This window comes from Rubripirellula tenax (assembly GCF_007860125.1).
GTDB classification, from domain to species: domain Bacteria; phylum Planctomycetota; class Planctomycetia; order Pirellulales; family Pirellulaceae; genus Rubripirellula; species Rubripirellula tenax.
The window spans coordinates 621,247-637,704 of the sequence record NZ_SJPW01000007.1; the positions used below are offsets into that span (position 1 = coordinate 621,247).

13 protein-coding genes and 1 tRNA gene are annotated in these 16,458 nt (G+C 55.9%); 6 read left to right on the forward strand and 8 right to left on the reverse strand.

Annotated elements, in window-relative coordinates:
* Window positions 1–238: 238 nt before the first annotated feature.
* From Poly51_RS25875 to tgt, 4 genes are all read left to right on the forward strand, one after another.
* Window positions 239–850: a peptidylprolyl isomerase gene (locus tag Poly51_RS25875; protein ID WP_146461550.1), complete on the forward strand. Its 612-nt coding sequence runs from the start codon at window positions 239–241 to the stop codon at window positions 848–850.
* A gap of 194 nt (window positions 851–1,044) precedes the next feature.
* Window positions 1,045–1,118 (forward strand) — tRNA-Thr (locus Poly51_RS25880).
* Window positions 1,119–1,210: 92 nt separating this feature from the next.
* Window positions 1,211–2,542 (forward strand): DNA-directed RNA polymerase subunit alpha C-terminal domain-containing protein, encoded by a 1,332-nt coding sequence (locus Poly51_RS25885; protein ID WP_146461552.1) that lies wholly within the window; start codon window positions 1,211–1,213, stop codon window positions 2,540–2,542.
* A 14-nt stretch (window positions 2,543–2,556) separates the two neighbouring features.
* A complete protein-coding gene (gene tgt / locus Poly51_RS25890; protein WP_146461554.1) occupies window positions 2,557–3,693 on the forward strand; it encodes a tRNA guanosine(34) transglycosylase Tgt in 1,137 nt (378 codons plus the stop codon).
* A gap of 50 nt (window positions 3,694–3,743) precedes the next feature.
* Here tgt and Poly51_RS25895 read toward each other — a convergent pair whose 3' ends face one another.
* On the reverse strand, window positions 3,744–4,637 hold the full coding sequence (locus Poly51_RS25895; protein ID WP_146461556.1) for an HDOD domain-containing protein: 894 nt from the start codon (window positions 4,635–4,637) through the stop codon (window positions 3,744–3,746).
* 292 nt (window positions 4,638–4,929) lie between these two features.
* Between Poly51_RS25895 and Poly51_RS25900 the strand changes: the two genes are divergently transcribed.
* Window positions 4,930–5,475, forward strand: coding sequence for a hypothetical protein (locus Poly51_RS25900; RefSeq protein ID WP_146461558.1), 546 nt, complete (start codon window positions 4,930–4,932; stop codon window positions 5,473–5,475).
* On the opposite strand, the gene Poly51_RS25905 is transcribed toward Poly51_RS25900, so the two are convergent.
* The 4 genes from Poly51_RS25905 to xseB form a co-directional block, all read right to left on the reverse strand.
* A complete protein-coding gene (locus tag Poly51_RS25905; RefSeq protein WP_186775813.1) occupies window positions 5,472–6,368 on the reverse strand; it encodes a hypothetical protein in 897 nt (298 codons plus the stop codon). The genes Poly51_RS25900 and Poly51_RS25905 overlap by 4 nt on opposite strands.
* 147 nt (window positions 6,369–6,515) lie before the next feature.
* Window positions 6,516–8,444, reverse strand: a complete 1,929-nt coding sequence (gene dxs, locus Poly51_RS25910; RefSeq protein WP_146461560.1) for a 1-deoxy-D-xylulose-5-phosphate synthase — start codon at window positions 8,442–8,444, stop codon at window positions 6,516–6,518.
* Window positions 8,444–9,388, reverse strand: coding sequence for a polyprenyl synthetase family protein (locus tag Poly51_RS25915; RefSeq protein ID WP_146461711.1), 945 nt, complete (start codon window positions 9,386–9,388; stop codon window positions 8,444–8,446). The genes dxs and Poly51_RS25915 overlap by 1 nt, the downstream gene beginning before the upstream one ends.
* 169 nt (window positions 9,389–9,557) lie before the next feature.
* Window positions 9,558–10,007 carry an exodeoxyribonuclease VII small subunit gene (xseB, locus tag Poly51_RS25920; protein WP_146461562.1) on the reverse strand — a complete coding sequence of 150 codons (450 nt, stop codon included), beginning with the start codon at window positions 10,005–10,007 and terminating at the stop codon, window positions 9,558–9,560.
* A gap of 170 nt (window positions 10,008–10,177) precedes the next feature.
* Between xseB and Poly51_RS25925 the strand changes: the two genes are divergently transcribed.
* Window positions 10,178–11,248: a hypothetical protein gene (locus Poly51_RS25925; RefSeq protein WP_146461564.1), complete on the forward strand. Its 1,071-nt coding sequence runs from the start codon at window positions 10,178–10,180 to the stop codon at window positions 11,246–11,248.
* A 17-nt stretch (window positions 11,249–11,265) separates the two neighbouring features.
* On the opposite strand, the gene Poly51_RS25930 is transcribed toward Poly51_RS25925, so the two are convergent.
* The 3 genes from Poly51_RS25930 to Poly51_RS25940 form a co-directional block, all read right to left on the reverse strand.
* Window positions 11,266–14,133 carry a hybrid sensor histidine kinase/response regulator gene (locus tag Poly51_RS25930; protein ID WP_146461566.1) on the reverse strand — a complete coding sequence of 956 codons (2,868 nt, stop codon included), beginning with the start codon at window positions 14,131–14,133 and terminating at the stop codon, window positions 11,266–11,268.
* A gap of 27 nt (window positions 14,134–14,160) precedes the next feature.
* Complete coding sequence (locus Poly51_RS25935) at window positions 14,161–15,057, reverse strand: ATP-binding response regulator (protein WP_146461568.1); 897 nt, start codon at window positions 15,055–15,057, stop codon at window positions 14,161–14,163.
* A 130-nt stretch (window positions 15,058–15,187) separates the two neighbouring features.
* Window positions 15,188–16,264, reverse strand: a complete 1,077-nt coding sequence (locus Poly51_RS25940; protein ID WP_146461570.1) for a M42 family metallopeptidase — start codon at window positions 16,262–16,264, stop codon at window positions 15,188–15,190.
* Window positions 16,265–16,458: the final 194 nt, after the last annotated feature.

Sequence of the window (16,458 nt, forward strand, 5' to 3'; positions counted from 1 at the left end):
CCTAGTTTCAACAACTGATTTCTCTTGCCCCGACTTGCCAGTCGCCTCGGCCGTCTCGCTGATGTAGCTTAAAGTGCCGTGGATAGGCGCGCACGACGACCAGTGCATACAACTTTTCGCGTCGAAGGCTTGCCTTTGATGGCCAAGTTTCGTATCGATTAGATTCTCGGCGGCTCCGAAAAGACGGTCCGCCAACCGTTCGACATCCCACCTGCCTGTAATCAGGAACCCCCACCCGATGCTCAACCGACTCTCGTTCTGCTTTGCCGCTGCGCTCGCTGTTGTCTCCTGGATCCCAAATTCGGCCCACGCCGAGGATCCGATTTTGGTAGAGATCGATACGAGTGAAGGGGCGATCATCCTGGAATTGGACAAGGAAAATGCGCCGCTGACGGTCGCAAATTTCTTGGAGTACATCAAGAAGGGGCATTACGCCGGCACGATCTTTCACCGCGTGATTCCCGATTTCATGATTCAGGGCGGCGGAATGGACGCTTCGATGAAGGAAAGGGACACGCTTCCGCCGGTTAGAAATGAAGGCGCGAACGGACTGAAAAACGACGAATACACCGTCGCGATGGCTCGAACTGGGGATCCGCACAGCGCCACGAGCCAGTTTTTCATCAATACCGGTAAAAATAATGGTTTTTTAAACCGTTCGGACCCGCGATCCGATGGTTACGGGTACGCAGTGTTTGGAAAAGTCTTTGATGGCAAAGAAGTCGTCGACAAAATTGAGGCCAAACAGACGCGTTCGGTGCCTGTTCCGGGTGCCGGTTTGATGGAGGATGTCCCGGTCGAACCGATCACAATCAAGGGTGTGAAGGTCATGTCGGGGGCTGCGGAGTAGTTCGCGGCGGGACAAAAGAGGCGGTTCGGGCTTCTTAAGCTGTTTTTCCCGGCCGCCAGTCGTCCGCCTCTTGACGATATTTGTCGAAATAACCTATTTTTCTCTTTGGCGACGAATTTTGGCACGCGTGTTTTTTTCGGTTCGATCCGATAGACTTTCGCATTCCAAACAAACTTTGCCAATCTCGTTCGATGGCCAGCGTAGCTTCAATTGGCAGAGCAACGCATTCGTAATGCGTAGGTTGTGGGTTCAAATCCCACCGCTGGCTTTTTTCGACCGCCGAACTGTGAAGTTCGGCGCCGAGATGCTCCCCATCAATTGCTTTGTACGCCCCCCTCAATGGGCAGGAGACTTGTGTCGATGAGTGAAACCGATCTCGACGTTCTCGACCTGAAAGATATGGTTCTGGCCAACAACTCGTTCGGCCCCGCCGACGTGGGCAAGATCCGCAAGGCGATCTCGGAAAACTATGGCCATTTCGGCGAACTTCGTGACGCCGTCAACGAAATGGACGACGACGATTCGCTTAGCCCTGCCGGGATGACGAAGAAAGGCGTTTGCGAATTTCTTCTGGGCCGGTTCCGTGAATCGCTGTCAACATTGCAGTCCGCTGATGGCGGCGCGATGGCGCTGTTCTATCAAGCTCGGTGCCAATTCGAGCTTGGGAAGTTTGAAGACGCAGTTGCGGCTTACGAGAAGTCTCAAACATCGGGCTACAACGACGACCAATGCAAAATTGGTATCGCCGAGTGTCATCGCTATGCCGGGCGCGTCGACGACGCTTTGGCGATTTTGGACAATATTTTCGGACCAGCCGAGCAAACGGCCGACTACATGTACCAACGGGCCGCTACCGTTGCGGCAGTGGGCGGTCGCATGGAAGAAGCGTTGGCGCTTTACCAACGTGCGGTCAACACCGACGAAAATCACGCCGGCGCCCTGTTCGGCCTGGCGCTCGAAAACGACCGCATGGGCAACGACAAGGAAAGCTTGGCGTTGTACGAGCGTGCTGCGAAGACGTTCCCAACCGGAATCGGCGCTCTGATCAACTTGGGTTTGATCTATGAAGACAACAACAAGTTCGACAAGGCCCAGCTTTGCTACAAGCGAATTCTTGATTGTTACCCCGACCATCCGCAAGCACAGCTTTACATGAAGGATGCTGCCGCCACCGGCAACATGCTTTATGACGAAGAAGCCCAACGTCGCAACGATCGCCTGGCACAGATTCTGAACATGCCGGTGACGAACTTTGAATTGAGCGTTCGAAGCCGAAACTGCTTGCAGAAAATGGGCATCGACACGATCGGCGATTTGACGCGCACGAGCGAAGCGGAACTGCTGAGCAGCAAGAACTTCGGTGAAACCAGCCTGTTCGAAATTCGCGAGATGTTGACCAGCAAGGGTTTGAGCCTTGGTCAATTCGCGCATGAGAAAAAGAGTAACGATCCGCCGTTGGACACCAGCCACATGTCGGCTGATGAGCAGGCGTTGTTGGATCGCCCGATTTCAGATTTGAATTTGTCGGTTCGTGCTCGCAAGTGCATGGCGAGACTGCAACTAAACTCGATCGGCGAGCTGATCCGAAAGACGGGCGACGATATGTTGGAGTGCAAGAACTTCGGCGTGACTAGCTTGAATGAAGTTCGCGAAAAGCTAACCGACCTCGGTTTGAAGATGCGTGGGGACTGATCGCCGAACTTTTCATGAGCCAGTTTCAATTTGAACTCTCACACCGCGACGCGTCCACTTCGGCGCGCCGCGGTGTTTTTTTGACGCCTCACGGCCCGGTCCAAACACCGGGCTTCATGCCCGTTGGTACCCAGGGAACGGTCAAAGGCGTCACGATTGATCAGGTCAAGGAAACGGGCGCCCACATGATCTTGGGCAACACGTACCACTTAGCCTTGCGCCCCGGTCATGAAACCGTGCGTCGGCTCGGCGGACTTCATGGAATGTCCCGTTGGGAAGGTCCGATTCTGACCGATAGCGGCGGCTTCCAAATCTTTTCTCTCGGGGCCATCAACCAAGTCACCGAAGAAGCGGCCACGTTCCGCAGTCACATCGACGGTGCCGAAGTTCGTTTGACCCCCGAGCATTCAATTGAGATCCAAGAATCGCTCGGCAGTGATGTCGCCATGGTGCTTGATCACGTCGTTGCGCTGCCTGCCGAACCCGGCGTGGTCGAAGACGCGATGGCGCGATCGATCCGCTGGGCCAAACGTTGTCTGGAAGCGGCAACCCGGGATGACCAAGCCAAGTTTGCGATCGTTCAGGGCGGGCTAGACGTCGAGCTAAGAATTCAGTGTGCCCGCGAACTGTCATCGATGAACTTCGATGGCTACGCAGTTGGTGGCTTGAGCGTCGGTGAAGCGCCATCGGAAATGTATCGCATCACAGCGGCAACGTGTCCGGAACTTCCTGAGGACAAGCCGAGATACTTGATGGGTGTCGGAACGCCGATCGACCTGATCGAAAGCGTTGCCCGTGGTATCGATTTGTTCGATTGTGTGATGCCGACGCGTAACGGACGGAACGGATTGGCGTTCACCGACGAAGGAAAGTTGAAACTTCGAAACGCGATCCACAAAGAAGACACTCGTCCGATCGAAGCCCATTGCCCGTGCTTGGCGTGCCGCCACAGTCGCGGTTACCTCCGGCACCTCTTCGTCGCTGGTGAGATGTTGGGACCGATTCTGTTGTCGATTCACAACTTGACGTACTACCAGCGCGTCATGCAGGGTGCCCGCGACGCCATCGAGCAGAATCGTTTCGCCGACTATGCCCGCGAAAAGAAAGCAGGATGGGGAATCGCGGACGTGGCGGAGCAACCGGGCGCGTAAGATGCAAGCGTGTCGGCGCGATGCAGACCGCTGGAAGGCACCTACGCTTCTTAATCGGCGATGTATTCGACGAGCGTCTTTTTCGGAACGGGCAACTTCAATAGCGGTGCAAAATCGGCAGTCGATTGGTCGACGGTCGCGAACAACTCAGCAAGTTGAGCGTCGGTTTGGCCGGTCAGTTGTTTGAACCCGGCGACGAACTCGGCTTGTTCTTGCCAATGGTCGTCACAGCAGGACGGCAGCAGCGATGCCAATGCGACACAGGCGGGGCCCTGTTGTTCTTTTCCGCCGGCCAGCAATTCATCAAGATGCGTGTGCTGAGCGATCAGGGTGACAAACTCCTCGGGCAGGTTCCAACGCGACGCCAACATGGCGGCCGCATCGGCGTGATCCCATCCAAACAGCTCTTTTTCTAGACCGCTCAAGCGACGTCCCTCAGCGGCACGGCGCGTAACCAACGACTCGTATTCGGCGGGGAGCTCTTTCAACAAAAGCGGGATGGCCATGTCTTGCAGCAGCGCGCCGGCAAACAGATCCTCGGCCGACGCAAGCTTCAGCGATCGACCGACCATCCGAGCGAACAAGGCGCGTCGTAGCGAGTCTTGCCAAAGCGACTTCAAGTCGAACGGGCCAAACGTCGGATTGGGAATGACGCTGAAGACGGCGTTCCACAGTGCGAAGTTGGTGATCGCTCGCGTTCCCACAAGCGTCAACGCTTGCTGGACGCTCATGATTTCGCGGCTGAAACCGAAGTACGAAGAGTTGACGAACTTCAAGACTTGGCCCATCAATCCGGGGTCCGCTTCGATCGGCTTTGCGAAATCCGATGGACCGCAGTCTTCATTCTGCGATAGTTGCAGGAGCCCGATGGCGCTGTGCGGAAGTGCCGGCAGTACGTCGGAATGAAATACGTCTTGAAGTGCGGGTGTTGCGGCGGTCGACATAGCGGTCAAACTCTTGTGCGAAAAGTCACGGGACGAGATTGCCGGATACGATGTTCCCGGCAAGATCCGACTTCTGAAACGTAGGTCGCGCATGGTCCGTTTGACGACGTTTTCTGATTAGCTTTTGTTTCGACTGCCTTCGACTTGATGGAATTTGTCGATTATTCCGACGACGACACAAGGTCCGGAGCACCGGCAACGATGGTGTCGGCGTTGCGATCGGGCAACACTCGTCGACATGTGGCTGCACCGGAGTGTTGCGTTTGCACCACATTCGACGGAGCGACCAGCGATGCGTCCCTGCGAAATCCCGTGTTTTACGGGTTTCGATGCCGATTCGTCGCTGGCGGCATGTAACGGACCGGGAAGTGCGAAGTGTTCCACGATGGAGTACTTCTCGATTCATCCTGATGACGCCCGCTGGCTTGCCCGCTGGCTGCGAAACAACGCTTGTGGTGTTGTGGTCTTGGTTGCGCTGTGGGCTGCGATAGCTCACGATCCACCAACACCGGCATCTTGGGTGGGCACGGCGTCGGCGACATCCGATACTTCCATCAGCAGTGACGGAGAAAGGGTTGGCGTGCCTTCGACGATCGTTTCCCACCAACCGGTCGGATGGCGACGTACGGCAACGGGCTGGGAAGACAGTTCCAAGTGGGCGCCGTTGCCACGCCCGTTGGGCCAGTGGATTGCGGCCCAGCAAGATCGCGAACCACTGTGGGCGGCCAGAATTCTGGCAACCCTTCGTGATACGCCGCCACTGATCTTTGCTCTTTTTCAGATCACCGCCATTACGGCGGTTGTGGCATTTACGGAACGGCGAAAGCAGACCGCCTAGGGACGACTGGCTGTTCGTTCGACGCCATCGACTAGGCTCTCGGTCATTCGTGCGCGGTATTCCATCAAGCTGTTGGCGCCTTGAAAGCCGACGACCGTTTCGTCCCAATTGAGTTGCTTGCTGATCATGCGACCGGCGTCGACGTCGAATCGGATTTCACCGTTGCTGAGTTGTTGGACCACTTGGGCGCGAACGCTTTCGTCGTCGATCGGTGTCAGCGGTTCGCTACGAATCGACAGCGTAGCGACGCCCGTTTGAACCTTTTCCAGCGTGAATAGTTCGCGGATCTTGATGATCTTGACGTCACCGGCTTCGGTTCGTGCCTTGACCTCGCGTGGCACCGACCAAGACGCACCGATGGCGACCGGCTCGTCCGGAAGTGCGATGGAAAGTGATCCCATTCCGAGGGTAGCCTTGGTGCCACCGAAGTCTTCACGGTTGGTTTCTTGGCCGCGTGGATTGATGGTGATCGTTGAAAGCTTTTCGCCAATCTGTTCGGCAACCTTCTCGAAAACCGCGACGGGCTTTTCACCACTGGTGCTGTCCCAGCGAAGCTCTTCGTTTTCGCCTTGTTGCTGTGTCATCGCGACGGAATCGACGTAGTGCTCAAACGTCATTCCGTCCGCCTTGGCATCTGTAACGTTCCAGTGGCGCTGGCTGGTCGTGTGGACGTTCGAAATTTCTTCGGCACCGCGGATACGAGTTTTCGTCTTGGCGATGTGAGTGACCTCGTAGCGAATTTTCTCGCCCGGCTTCAAAGAGTAGCGAAGCAAGTACTTCTCACCGGTCGGGGAATCGGACGCTGGCTCGTCGGCGAAAGTGTGACCCGACAGTGTGGTGCTGCAGCAAACCAAACCAACAACGGCAACCATGGCCCAAAAATTACGATGCACGAGTGCGGTCTCCTTACGCGTCAAAACGAATGTTTCACGCTGGGAAAATCGCAGATCGTTGAAACTGTAGCAAGAGCGATCTTGGGATATCACGCGAAGGGTGATGTGTTCATTTCTGGACCCAGACAACCGAATGCCGCCGGGTGGTCACACTTTGGCGGGGACCGAGTCTCGGCAAGCTTGGGCAATCGCCTCGGGGCTTAGTCCGTGTTCGTGTAGCAGTTCGCTGCGGTCGCCGTGATCGATGAATCGATCGGGCAACGCACAAACGCGGATGGAACGCGTATCGAGTCGCTGCTCGACGGCCGATTCGATGAACGCGGATCCGAAACCGCCCATTCTTGCGCCTTCTTCGACCGTGATCACGAACCGTCCCGATACAACCGTTTCACGGACCATGGCTTCATCGATCGGTTTGACGAATCGAGCATTGACGACACCGACGTCCAAGTCGCCCTCGAGCAATTCGGCCGCTGCGATCGCTTGCTCTAGCATCGCACCGAATGCGACGATGGTGCCGTCGGTTCCTTGCCGGATGACTTCCGATTTGCCAATCTCGATCGGGGCAGGATCGTGATTCAATTGAATCGCCGAGGCTTTGGGGTATCGAATACTGCACGGGTGGTCATGGCCCAGTGACGCTTGCAGCATCAATTCGAATTCCGCTGCGTAGCCGGGTGCCATACACACCATGTTTGGGAACACTCGCATGTAACCAATGTCGAACAAACCGTGGTGCGTGGGGCCGTCTGGGCCCGTCAAACCAGCTCGATCCAACAAGAACGTGACGGGCAAGTCTTGTAACGCTACCTCTTGGAAGATTTGGTCGTAGCTACGCTGCAGAAACGTGCTGTAGATGTCCACGATCGGTCGAAGGCCGGTTTTGCATTGTCCGGCAGCGAACGCGACGGCGTGTGATTCGCAGATGCCGACATCGAAGAATCGGTCCGGAAACTTTTCGCGAACGGGTTCAAGTTTGTTGCCCTGGCACATCGCCGCGGTAGTGATCGTGACACGCGGATCAGCGGCCATCGCTTTGCGGACGGCATCGCGAGCGTGAAGCGTGTAGGGCGGAAGCCCATCGCTTTTCTGGGTGACCAAATTGCCGGCGCTGTCTTTGAACGCGGGTGGCGTATGGAAATAGACCGGATCTTCCGCCGCCGGTTTGTATCCGTGACCCTTCTCGGTGACCACGTGCAAGAGAACCGGTCCGCTGATTTCTCTCGCCATCAACAGATACTTTCGCACCAGCGCAATGTCGTGGCCATCGATCGGTCCGACGTAGCGAATGCCAAGTTCTTCGAACAGCATGCCGCCGAGCAATCCGGCTTTGACGCCCTCCTTCATTTGGGCCAGCAAGCGTTCGGCCGGATCGCCGAACATAGGTACTCGGTCAAGCAGTTTGACGACTTCGCTTTTCAGTCCCGTGTAAAACGGATTACTTCGCAAGCGATCCAGGTAATTTGCGACCGACCCGACCCGCGGGCAGATCGACATTTTGTTGTCGTTTAAAACGATGGTCAGGTCGTCACCCAACTCACCCGCATTATTCATGGCCTCGAAGACGATTCCGCTTGGGAATGCGCCGTCGCCGATCACGGCGACGGTTCGACGGTTTTTTTGGCCACCAATGACGTCGCCGCTGCGCAGTCCCACTGCGGTGCTAACGCTACACCCGGCGTGGCCCGTCATGAACAGGTCGTAAACGCTCTCGTGCGGATTGGGATACCCCATCAACCCCCCGGCGGTGCGTATCGACGGAAAATCGTGATAGCGGCCCGTCACCAACTTGTGGGGATAAACTTGGTGCCCGGTGTCCCAAATCAATCGGTCGGTGCGGAAGTCGAATTCGCAGTGAAGCGCCAAGCACAATTCGACGACACCCAAGTTCGACGCGAAGTGGGCCGTCCGGGTGGCTAGCAGATTGCACAGCACGTCGCGGATCTCGGCTCCAACCGATTCCAGTTGCTCGGGTGTGAACGTCCGAAGCGGCATCGCATCAGTCAAACCGGCAAGCAACGGATGCTGGCCAAGCGGATGATGGTGCGTGTCTTTTCCAGGGGATGTAGATTTCATCAGTGTGTGCGCTCCAGTACATAGTCCGCCAGTAAGGTTAACCGCCATCCGGCGTCACCGAAAACTGACACTCGGCTTTTTGCCGACTCAACCAATTCGTTTGCTTTTTCTTGGGCTCCTGCCAATCCGAGTAATCCCGGATAAGTAAGTTTCCCTCGATCAGCGTCCTTTCCGACTCGTTTTCCAACTGTCGCTTCGTCAGCCGTGTGATCCAGAAGATCATCCACAACCTGGAAAGCCAGCCCCAGATCGCCCGCATACTTTCCTAATATCGCTCGCGAAGCCTCGTCGGCACCCGCTAAAATCGCTCCCAAATCGAGCGAGGCGGCAAACAGGGCCCCCGTCTTTCGTCGATGGATGGATTCTAGGTGCCCTATCCAAGTGTCCGTATGTGCTGTGCCGGATGCATCCCCATTGTGATCACTTCGCATGCTAACTCCACTTTCCGCCGTAACTTGCATTGACATTCGGGTCGTTTCATTTCGCGATTCGGCGGCCAGGTCATCCGCTTGCCCCCCCACCAGACCGGACGCGGAAGCCGCCTGGGCCAAGCTTCCCATTGCTGCGGCCGCGGCAATTGGGTTCGCCACCCGGGTTGCCAAGTGCCGGAAAGCCTCGGCTTGAAGTGCATCGCCCGCCAGAATCGCTGTGGCTTCGTCGAACTTGATGTGGACCGTTGGGCGGCCGCGACGAAGGTCATCGTCATCCATCGCCGGCAAATCGTCGTGAATCAGCGAATAAGCGTGGACCATTTCGACCGCCACCGCGCCAGGCATCAACCGATCGCGGGCAGGGCCACCAAGGTCAACGCCACACGCTTCACCCGACATCAAAACCAAGGCCGGCCGCAATCGCTTACCCGGAGCCAACAACGCATATCGCATCGCGGCGGCTAAAACCTCGGGGCAACCCGGACCAAAGTCGCAAGCCTGGTCGAGCGACATCTCGATCCAAGGCCGTAAATCTTCGATCCCCGATGGCGGCCGCGGAGACGATGGTTGTTGTTTGGCCAATGGTTTGGAGGCGAAGGGGTGGGAGGAGTTGGGTGGCGGGAAATCGGTGGTACGACGAGCTTGAAGAAAACGCGGATTCGGCAGACTCGGCCCGCAGAGTTTAGAAAAGACCCGGCCGATCGTCCACAGATTGTTCGTCATCGGATCGATTAAGGGGACCATCGGTCCCCTCATCATTTGCTTTCGACGAATTTGCGGATTTTCGACGCGTCGCCGTTTTCGCGGTACCCGCTTTTGAGGCGCGTCCGCTACCCCCACGGACTTCCATTTCGCCAAGCGATTCGGTGATCGGGTTGCCGTCGGCGTCGAAACCGGACAACACGCTGACTCGCTGTTCGGCTGCCGCTAGCAACTGATGACATTGCTTCAAGCGGCGGACGCCCGTTTCGTAGTGACCCAGAGATTCGGTCAAACTCAATTCGCCACTTTCCAAACTGCCCACGATGGCTTCGACGTCAGCCAATGCGGACTCGAAATCGATGGACGAGTCCTGTTCGACCCCCTCGTCGGTTGCAGCATTCACAGACGATTTCACTTTCTTCTTGGCCATGGGTCCGATATGCAGCGGGTATTGTTTGACTTTTGCTTCTGCGTGACGTAGTCATTCGATGGTCGCGTTGGTCCATCGTCGAACCGATGGGCTTTGTTCACGACCAAGACATTCACAAGATAACGATCGTAACGATTATTTAACCAGATCGCCTCCCGCAATCGGTCACCATGGCTCGGAAGTCACGAAAACAGAATCGAAATTCGCGAACGACTGCTTCTGAGCGAACGCCAGACTCGGTGGTTGAGTCGCCGTCGCCCGTAACGAGCGATTCGTCCAGCGGCGAAATCGCCCCGCGGCCTAGCGCAATCACTGGCACGGTTGCCGATTCGGACGCGATCGAGCCCGTCGGTGACCGTCATGCCCTTGATGACCGTCATGCCGTCGACGATTCGGCTCAGCTGTTGACGCACGTTTCCAGCCAGATTGATCAACTGCATCAAATGTTCGCGGAGTTGTCCCATCGCGTTGTTGCGGGCCCCATTGTGAATACGATCGCATCCAACGATGAAGTGGATCAGATTCGATTCGAAGTGGAAGAATTGGCCAGCCGACTGCGTTTGATGGAGGACGAGAACGACGAGCTTCGGCAACAAAACGACGACCTTGCTACTCAGCTTGCCAATTCCAACATCCGCAAAACCGTCTCCAACGCTCAATCGAGCACCAGCGACGCGCTGACGTGGGACGAACGCAAAGCGTTGATCATGCAGCAAATGGAGTCTGAAACGTTCGACGCCGATGTGTTCGTCGATGAACTTCAGTCAGAGCTCAGTGAAGCCGCAGAATCGATTTCCGAGACCGAAACGCCGACCGAATTCGTCTCTAAGCTGATCGATCTACTGAATAAACGCGAAGAAGACCTCGCCAATCGCAACGCCGAAATCGGCGAGCTGCGGCTATTGCTCGAGCAACCCTGCGAGGTCCGAGATGCCAGCGTTGTCGTTGGTGCTGCCGCGATTGCCCAGTTGGTTGACGCGGATGAACTGGTGCTTCAGGAACGCAATCGCCTGCAATTGTTGCAAGCCGAGTGGGAAGAAAAATTCCGTCGCAGCGAAATCGAAGCGTCCTTAGAACGCGCGAAGTTGTCACGCGAACGGCAAGAGCTCTCCAACAAGACCGCCCAGCTGGAGGAACAAATCGAGCACCTCCGGCGAGAAACTCGTCAAACCGAGGAAACCGGTTCGGGCAATTCGCGACGCTGGTTGGTAAAGCTGGGTCTGAGCGACGACGAATCGTAACGATCAACCGGTGGCGATTACTCAGCTGTCAGATCTAAGAAATTGTTCAACGCCCTCAGCATTCTGTTGACTTCTTCGCTCAGCGATTCCAGGATCATCGGTGACGTCGCCAGTGAATCAGCGATGGAGAGTTCTTCCAACTGCGACGCAAGCTCTGAAACACGCTTGGCGTAAAACAGATTCGAAGATCCTTTGAGCGTATGCGCCGCTCGACGAATCAGCATCGCGTCGCCATCGGGAACTTCGTTGGCAAGCGTCTCCAAAATGGATTCGCATTCCGGAATAAAGACTTCTGCCAACCGACGCACACCTTGCAATCCACCGGGCACGCGAATGGCTGCGGCGCGTAAGTCAATCGTTCCGTCAGTCGTCTCGGCAACGGAGTCCCATCGTGTCGTCGTTCGGCTGCCGCTTCCGCCGCTGGTTGTGGATCCCGTATTGAACTTGGATGCACCGGTCGAATAAGTGGTCGAATCTGACATTCCCGACAAGCAGGTTTCCTCCGGCGCGAATTGAGCAAGTGTTTCTTGCAAACGTCGTGGATGGATCGGCTTTGGCAAATGCGCGTCCATGCCAGCGTCCAAGCATGCCTTGGCGTCTTCTTTCATCGCCGCAGCGGTCAATGCGATAATGGGAATGTGCTTGCCGGAGGAGCCTTCAGCCGCTCGAATGTGCATGGTCGCTTCGATGCCGTCCATGACTGGCATGTGCATGTCCATCAGGATCAAATCGAATGGCTCGGCCTTCCATCGTGCGATCGTCTCGCGACCGTCGCTGGCGACAACCGCTTGATGACCGGCGGCTTTCAACAATCCGATCGCAACATGTTGATTGGCGAGCCCGTCCTCGGCCACCAAAACGCGAAGCGGCGCGCATTCGACGGGCGCCTCGGTGGCGACGACGGAATGGGGACTTTCCACGTTCATCACGTGCAGAACCGTATCCAGCAACTCAGACTGAACCACCGGCTTGATCAAATAGCGAGAAATCCCCAATTCGCCGCAACGGTCAATGTCTTCTTGGCGATCAGCCGATGACAAAATGATCAACTTCGGGGCCGGGCCCTCGCCGAGTGATTGGATCTTTTCGGCCAACTGAAACCCATCCATTTCGGGCATCATGCAATCCAGGATGACCATCGAAAACGGTTTGCCTTGATCCCTGGCTTTTTGAAGTTGGTCGATTGCTGCGGCACCGCCATCGACCAAGGTTGGCGAGAGTTGCCACGACAAAAAGATCTCTTTCAAGATCCGACGATTGGTTTCGTTGTCATCGACGACCAGGACGGGTAGGTCGACCAAGTTTTTCAGCCGGATCTGCGGGCTGACTTCACTCGACGGTCCCTTGGGCAACAGGGCTGTAAAAAAGAAGGACGTGCCTTTGCCAACTTCGGATTCCAATGCCAAATGGCCGCCCATCAATTCGACCAATTGCTTGGTGATGGCAAGTCCCAACCCTGTGCCGCCAAAACGCCGGGTTGTCGAAGTATCGGCTTGAGTGAACGCTTCCAAAACCGCCGCCTGCTTATCAAGCGGGATGCCCACACCACTGTCGCTGACTTTGAAATGGACCGGGATCAATGCCGGCATCGTTTCGGAAGACAGATGTGGGGTCACGTCATCGCTGATCCCTTTACTGACTTCGACAACGATTTCGCCTTCGTCGGTAAACTTGATCGCGTTTCCAATCAAGTTGATCAGGATCTGTCGGATGCGACCGGGATCGCCGATCATCCGGTCGGGCACGTCCGACGCAACGCGACATGCCAGTTCCAGTCCTTTTTCATTCGCACGAAGAGCCAGCGTGCGACCCGTTTTTTCGACCAGATCTCGAATCGAGAACGGGATCGATTCCAGTTCTAGTTTGCGGGCTTCGATTTTCGAAAAATCGAGAATGTCGTTCAGCAGCCGCAGCAGCGAGTCGGCCGAATCGCGAACCAGTTCGTTGTAGTCGATTTGCTCTGATGTCAGTTGCGTTTGCGATAACAGTTCCGAGATGCCGATGATCGCGTTCATGGGCGTGCGAATCTCGTGGCTCATGTTTGCCAAGAAATCGCTCTTGGCACGGTTCGCTTGGTCAGCTGCTTTGAGCGCCTTTTCCAAGGCCTCTTGCGAAGCCTTCAAGTCGGTGATGTCTCGTGAAATCCCGAAGGTGCCCGTGATCTGATCTTGATCGTCGATCATCGGCATCTTCGTCGACATGCACCAAGTGTCTTCATGGCCCGGCCACGTTTCGCGTTCCACGCGATCGACCAGCGGAACACGCGTTTCCATGATCCTGACTTCGTCTTCTCGCGCTTGTTCTGCGTGTAGGCCCGTGAATATGTCCGCATCGGTAAGGCCGACCGCCGCCTGCGCACTCTCGATGCCAAGCTTTTGGGCCATCGCTTCGCTGATGCGAACGAAGCGACTTTCGCAGTCCTTGAAATAGATCGAATCGGGAATGTATTTCAAAAGTGTCGTCAGTAACGCTTTCTCCTTTCGCAACTCTTGTTCGGCGACGATACGATCGGTGACATCCCAGAACATCACTTGAATACCGATCGCTTGCCCATCTTGATCACAAATGGGCGTCTTGATCCGTTCGATCCAGGATCGATTGCCTTTGGTATTCGTCGTCAATTCGACGTTGTGCAGCGGTTTTCCGCTGGCCATGACCGCCAGATCATCCGCCAAGTACTGGCGAGCGATGTCGGGCGGGAAAAGATCAGCGTCCGTTTTGCCTTCGATTTCTATCAGCGTCGTTTGGCGAAAATCCAAATACGCCTTGTTGGCAAACAGCCGCCGGCCTTCGGAGTCCTTGATCAAAAGGCTAAGCGGCAACGTGTTGACCAGCGCTTGATAGGTCGAACGCGATTGCAACAGTTCGGAGGCGTCCGAATCCATGGCAGTGACTCTAAAGAAGTAAGTGTTTTAGCTGCAACGTTTGATCATCGTGACTTCGTTGCCGGACTCATTGAAGATCAATTCGTCCGTGAAACTTCTCATCAGAACTAGCCCACGGCCCGACTCGGTGTCCAGGACTTGCGCATCTTCGCGGCCTGGCAAATCCGACGTGTTGAAGCCGCGACCTTGGTCACGCACGACGACGCGAATTTCTGCCTTGGAAGCGGTGGCTTCCACGAAGACCAATCGATCTTTGTACGGGGCGGTGTTCTTTCGTGTTTCGATCAGGTCCGACGTTGCGTCATCGTAAATGATCGCACGGTGCGGCGGTGTGACGGACGGGCCGAGTTGCAAGTTGCCTCGGTACATGGCGTTGAGCATGGCATGCTCGACGGCCATTCCAAACCGAACCATGTCGCTGCCGGAAAGCAAATCCATCCCCGACGCAACTTGGATCAACAACGCAATGGTCGGAGCGATCAATGACGCATCGTTGGGCATCTTGAAATCGAAAGAGTTCTTCTGGAGCGTTGAAATCAACTTCGCAAAGCTGGCGTCGGTTCGGATCACACCCAGCACTTCAACGATCGTGTCGTTCAGAAGCGATTCGAGGTGATTTTTAGGGACGTAACCTGCGGCCCCTTTCTGCAGCGCTTTCGATGCCAACTCTTCGCTGCCTCTCGCCGTCACCAAAATCGAAGGAACGTGTTCGTAGTCCAGGCTCATCGCTTTAACGAGTTCTAGGCCATTCAGCTCAGGCATTTCCAGGTCGGTGATGACAACATCGAAAATGTGTTCGTCTAGAGCACTTAGCGCCAAACGGCCATTCGCCACATGGATGACGGCATGCGACGCCTGTTCCAACAACATCCGCATTTCGACGGCTTGAGTAGGCGAGTCTTCGACCAGTAGTACGCGCGCCATTTTGAAACTCTTTCTTCTGGGTTGGATGAAGTACCTCCACTAAGTACGCATGATACCACCCAGCGGCTAAACGCTGTGCTACCGCCGTCTAAATTTTCAGGACCGCGACATCGCTTCGAAAACCGCTATTTTAAAGCCCGGGCGTGAAATCGTCTTCGCCTGAAAGCGACAATGCAAACTGGCACAACAGTTCCGCAGCATGGTCGATGTCCAATGTCGAAACCACCTCGACGGCCGAGTGCATGTAGCGATTGGGGATCGCCACCAAGCCGGTCGCTACTCCGCCACCGTGGACCTGTAACGCGTTGGCGTCGTTGGAGGCCGCACGACCAATCGCTGCCAATTGAAAGGGGATCGAATGAGCCCCACACAGCTCGATCAGCCGATCCGCAACTTTGTGATTGATGTTAGGCCCACGAAAGATGACGGGACCGCTACCGACACGGATGTCGCCCTGTTTTTGCTTGTCGATCGTGGGACAGTCCGACGCGTGGGTCACGTCGACCGCAATCGCAACCGTCGGATGGATGCTGCCCGCCGCCGTTTTGGCACCCCGCAAACCAATTTCTTCTTGCACGGTCGTGACCGTGTGTAAGTGACATCGTAGGGGTTGTTTCTTCGCTGCGATCGCAGCGCGACGCAGCGCTTCGACGACCGTCCACATGCCCGTCTTGTTGTCCATGCCGGGGCCGCTGATTCGATTGTGACGCAGGTCGCGAAACTTAAGTTCCAAGGTGACCGGATCACCCACCGAAATAATCGTTTCGGCATCTGCTTTGTCGGTGGCGCCGATGTCCAACCACATGTCATCGATCTTGACGACTTGTTCCCGTTCCGACGAGTTCAGCAAATGAATCGGTTTGCGGCTGATCACCGCCGGCACGGGACCAGCATCCGTCCAGATCGTCATCGATTGGCCGATCAATTGCTGGGGGTCCCAGCCGCCAATGGTTTGCGCGTACACAAAACCGGAATCGTCAATGTACGAAATCAACATCCCGATCTGATCACAGTGACCTGCGTACATCAACCGCGGGCCAGTTGTGTCGCCGGCGCTGGCAATCAAGTTGCCGTGCAAGTCGATGCGAACTTCATCAGCAGAGTCGCCGATGTATTCGGCAATCAATTTTTGAATGCGTTCTTCGAATCCGGAAGGGCTTGGCGTCGTGATGGCCTGTTCAAGAAAAGTTCGTGCGTTGGCTTCCATCATGCGTACTCGTAAACGTTGTTGGTGAGGAGTTGCTGTTTTGCTGAAACAGTCGAAAGTGGGGCAAAATCGTTCGACTGGGCGCTGTGAACCGATTCGCGTCGCAAAAAATGGCTCTCGGACGCCTCAGAGCGTCACGACTGCGGAAAGTTTTTTTTGATCGACTGCGCCGTCTGGGGCAATCGTAAGCGAGT

Bases quoted from the DNA above. Each gene is read 5' to 3' on its own strand.
- Poly51_RS25875 (WP_146461550.1), top strand. From the start codon at position 239: ATGCTCAACCGACTCTCGTTCTGCTTTGCCGCTGCGCTCGCTGTTGTC.
- Poly51_RS25885 (WP_146461552.1), top strand. From the start codon at position 1,211: ATGAGTGAAACCGATCTCGACGTTCTCGACCTGAAAGATATGGTTCTG.
- tgt (WP_146461554.1), top strand. From the start codon at position 2,557: ATGAGCCAGTTTCAATTTGAACTCTCACACCGCGACGCGTCCACTTCG.
- Poly51_RS25895 (WP_146461556.1), bottom strand. From the start codon at position 4,637: ATGTCGACCGCCGCAACACCCGCACTTCAAGACGTATTTCATTCCGAC.
- Poly51_RS25900 (WP_146461558.1), top strand. From the start codon at position 4,930: ATGCGTCCCTGCGAAATCCCGTGTTTTACGGGTTTCGATGCCGATTCG.
- dxs (WP_146461560.1), bottom strand. From the start codon at position 8,444: ATGAAATCTACATCCCCTGGAAAAGACACGCACCATCATCCGCTTGGC.
- Poly51_RS25915 (WP_146461711.1), bottom strand. From the start codon at position 9,388: ATGTCGCTCGACCAGGCTTGCGACTTTGGTCCGGGTTGCCCCGAGGTT.
- xseB (WP_146461562.1), bottom strand. From the start codon at position 10,007: ATGGCCAAGAAGAAAGTGAAATCGTCTGTGAATGCTGCAACCGACGAG.
- Poly51_RS25925 (WP_146461564.1), top strand. From the start codon at position 10,178: ATGGCTCGGAAGTCACGAAAACAGAATCGAAATTCGCGAACGACTGCT.
- Poly51_RS25930 (WP_146461566.1), bottom strand. From the start codon at position 14,133: ATGGATTCGGACGCCTCCGAACTGTTGCAATCGCGTTCGACCTATCAA.
- Poly51_RS25935 (WP_146461568.1), bottom strand. From the start codon at position 15,057: ATGGCGCGCGTACTACTGGTCGAAGACTCGCCTACTCAAGCCGTCGAA.
- Poly51_RS25940 (WP_146461570.1), bottom strand. From the start codon at position 16,264: ATGGAAGCCAACGCACGAACTTTTCTTGAACAGGCCATCACGACGCCA.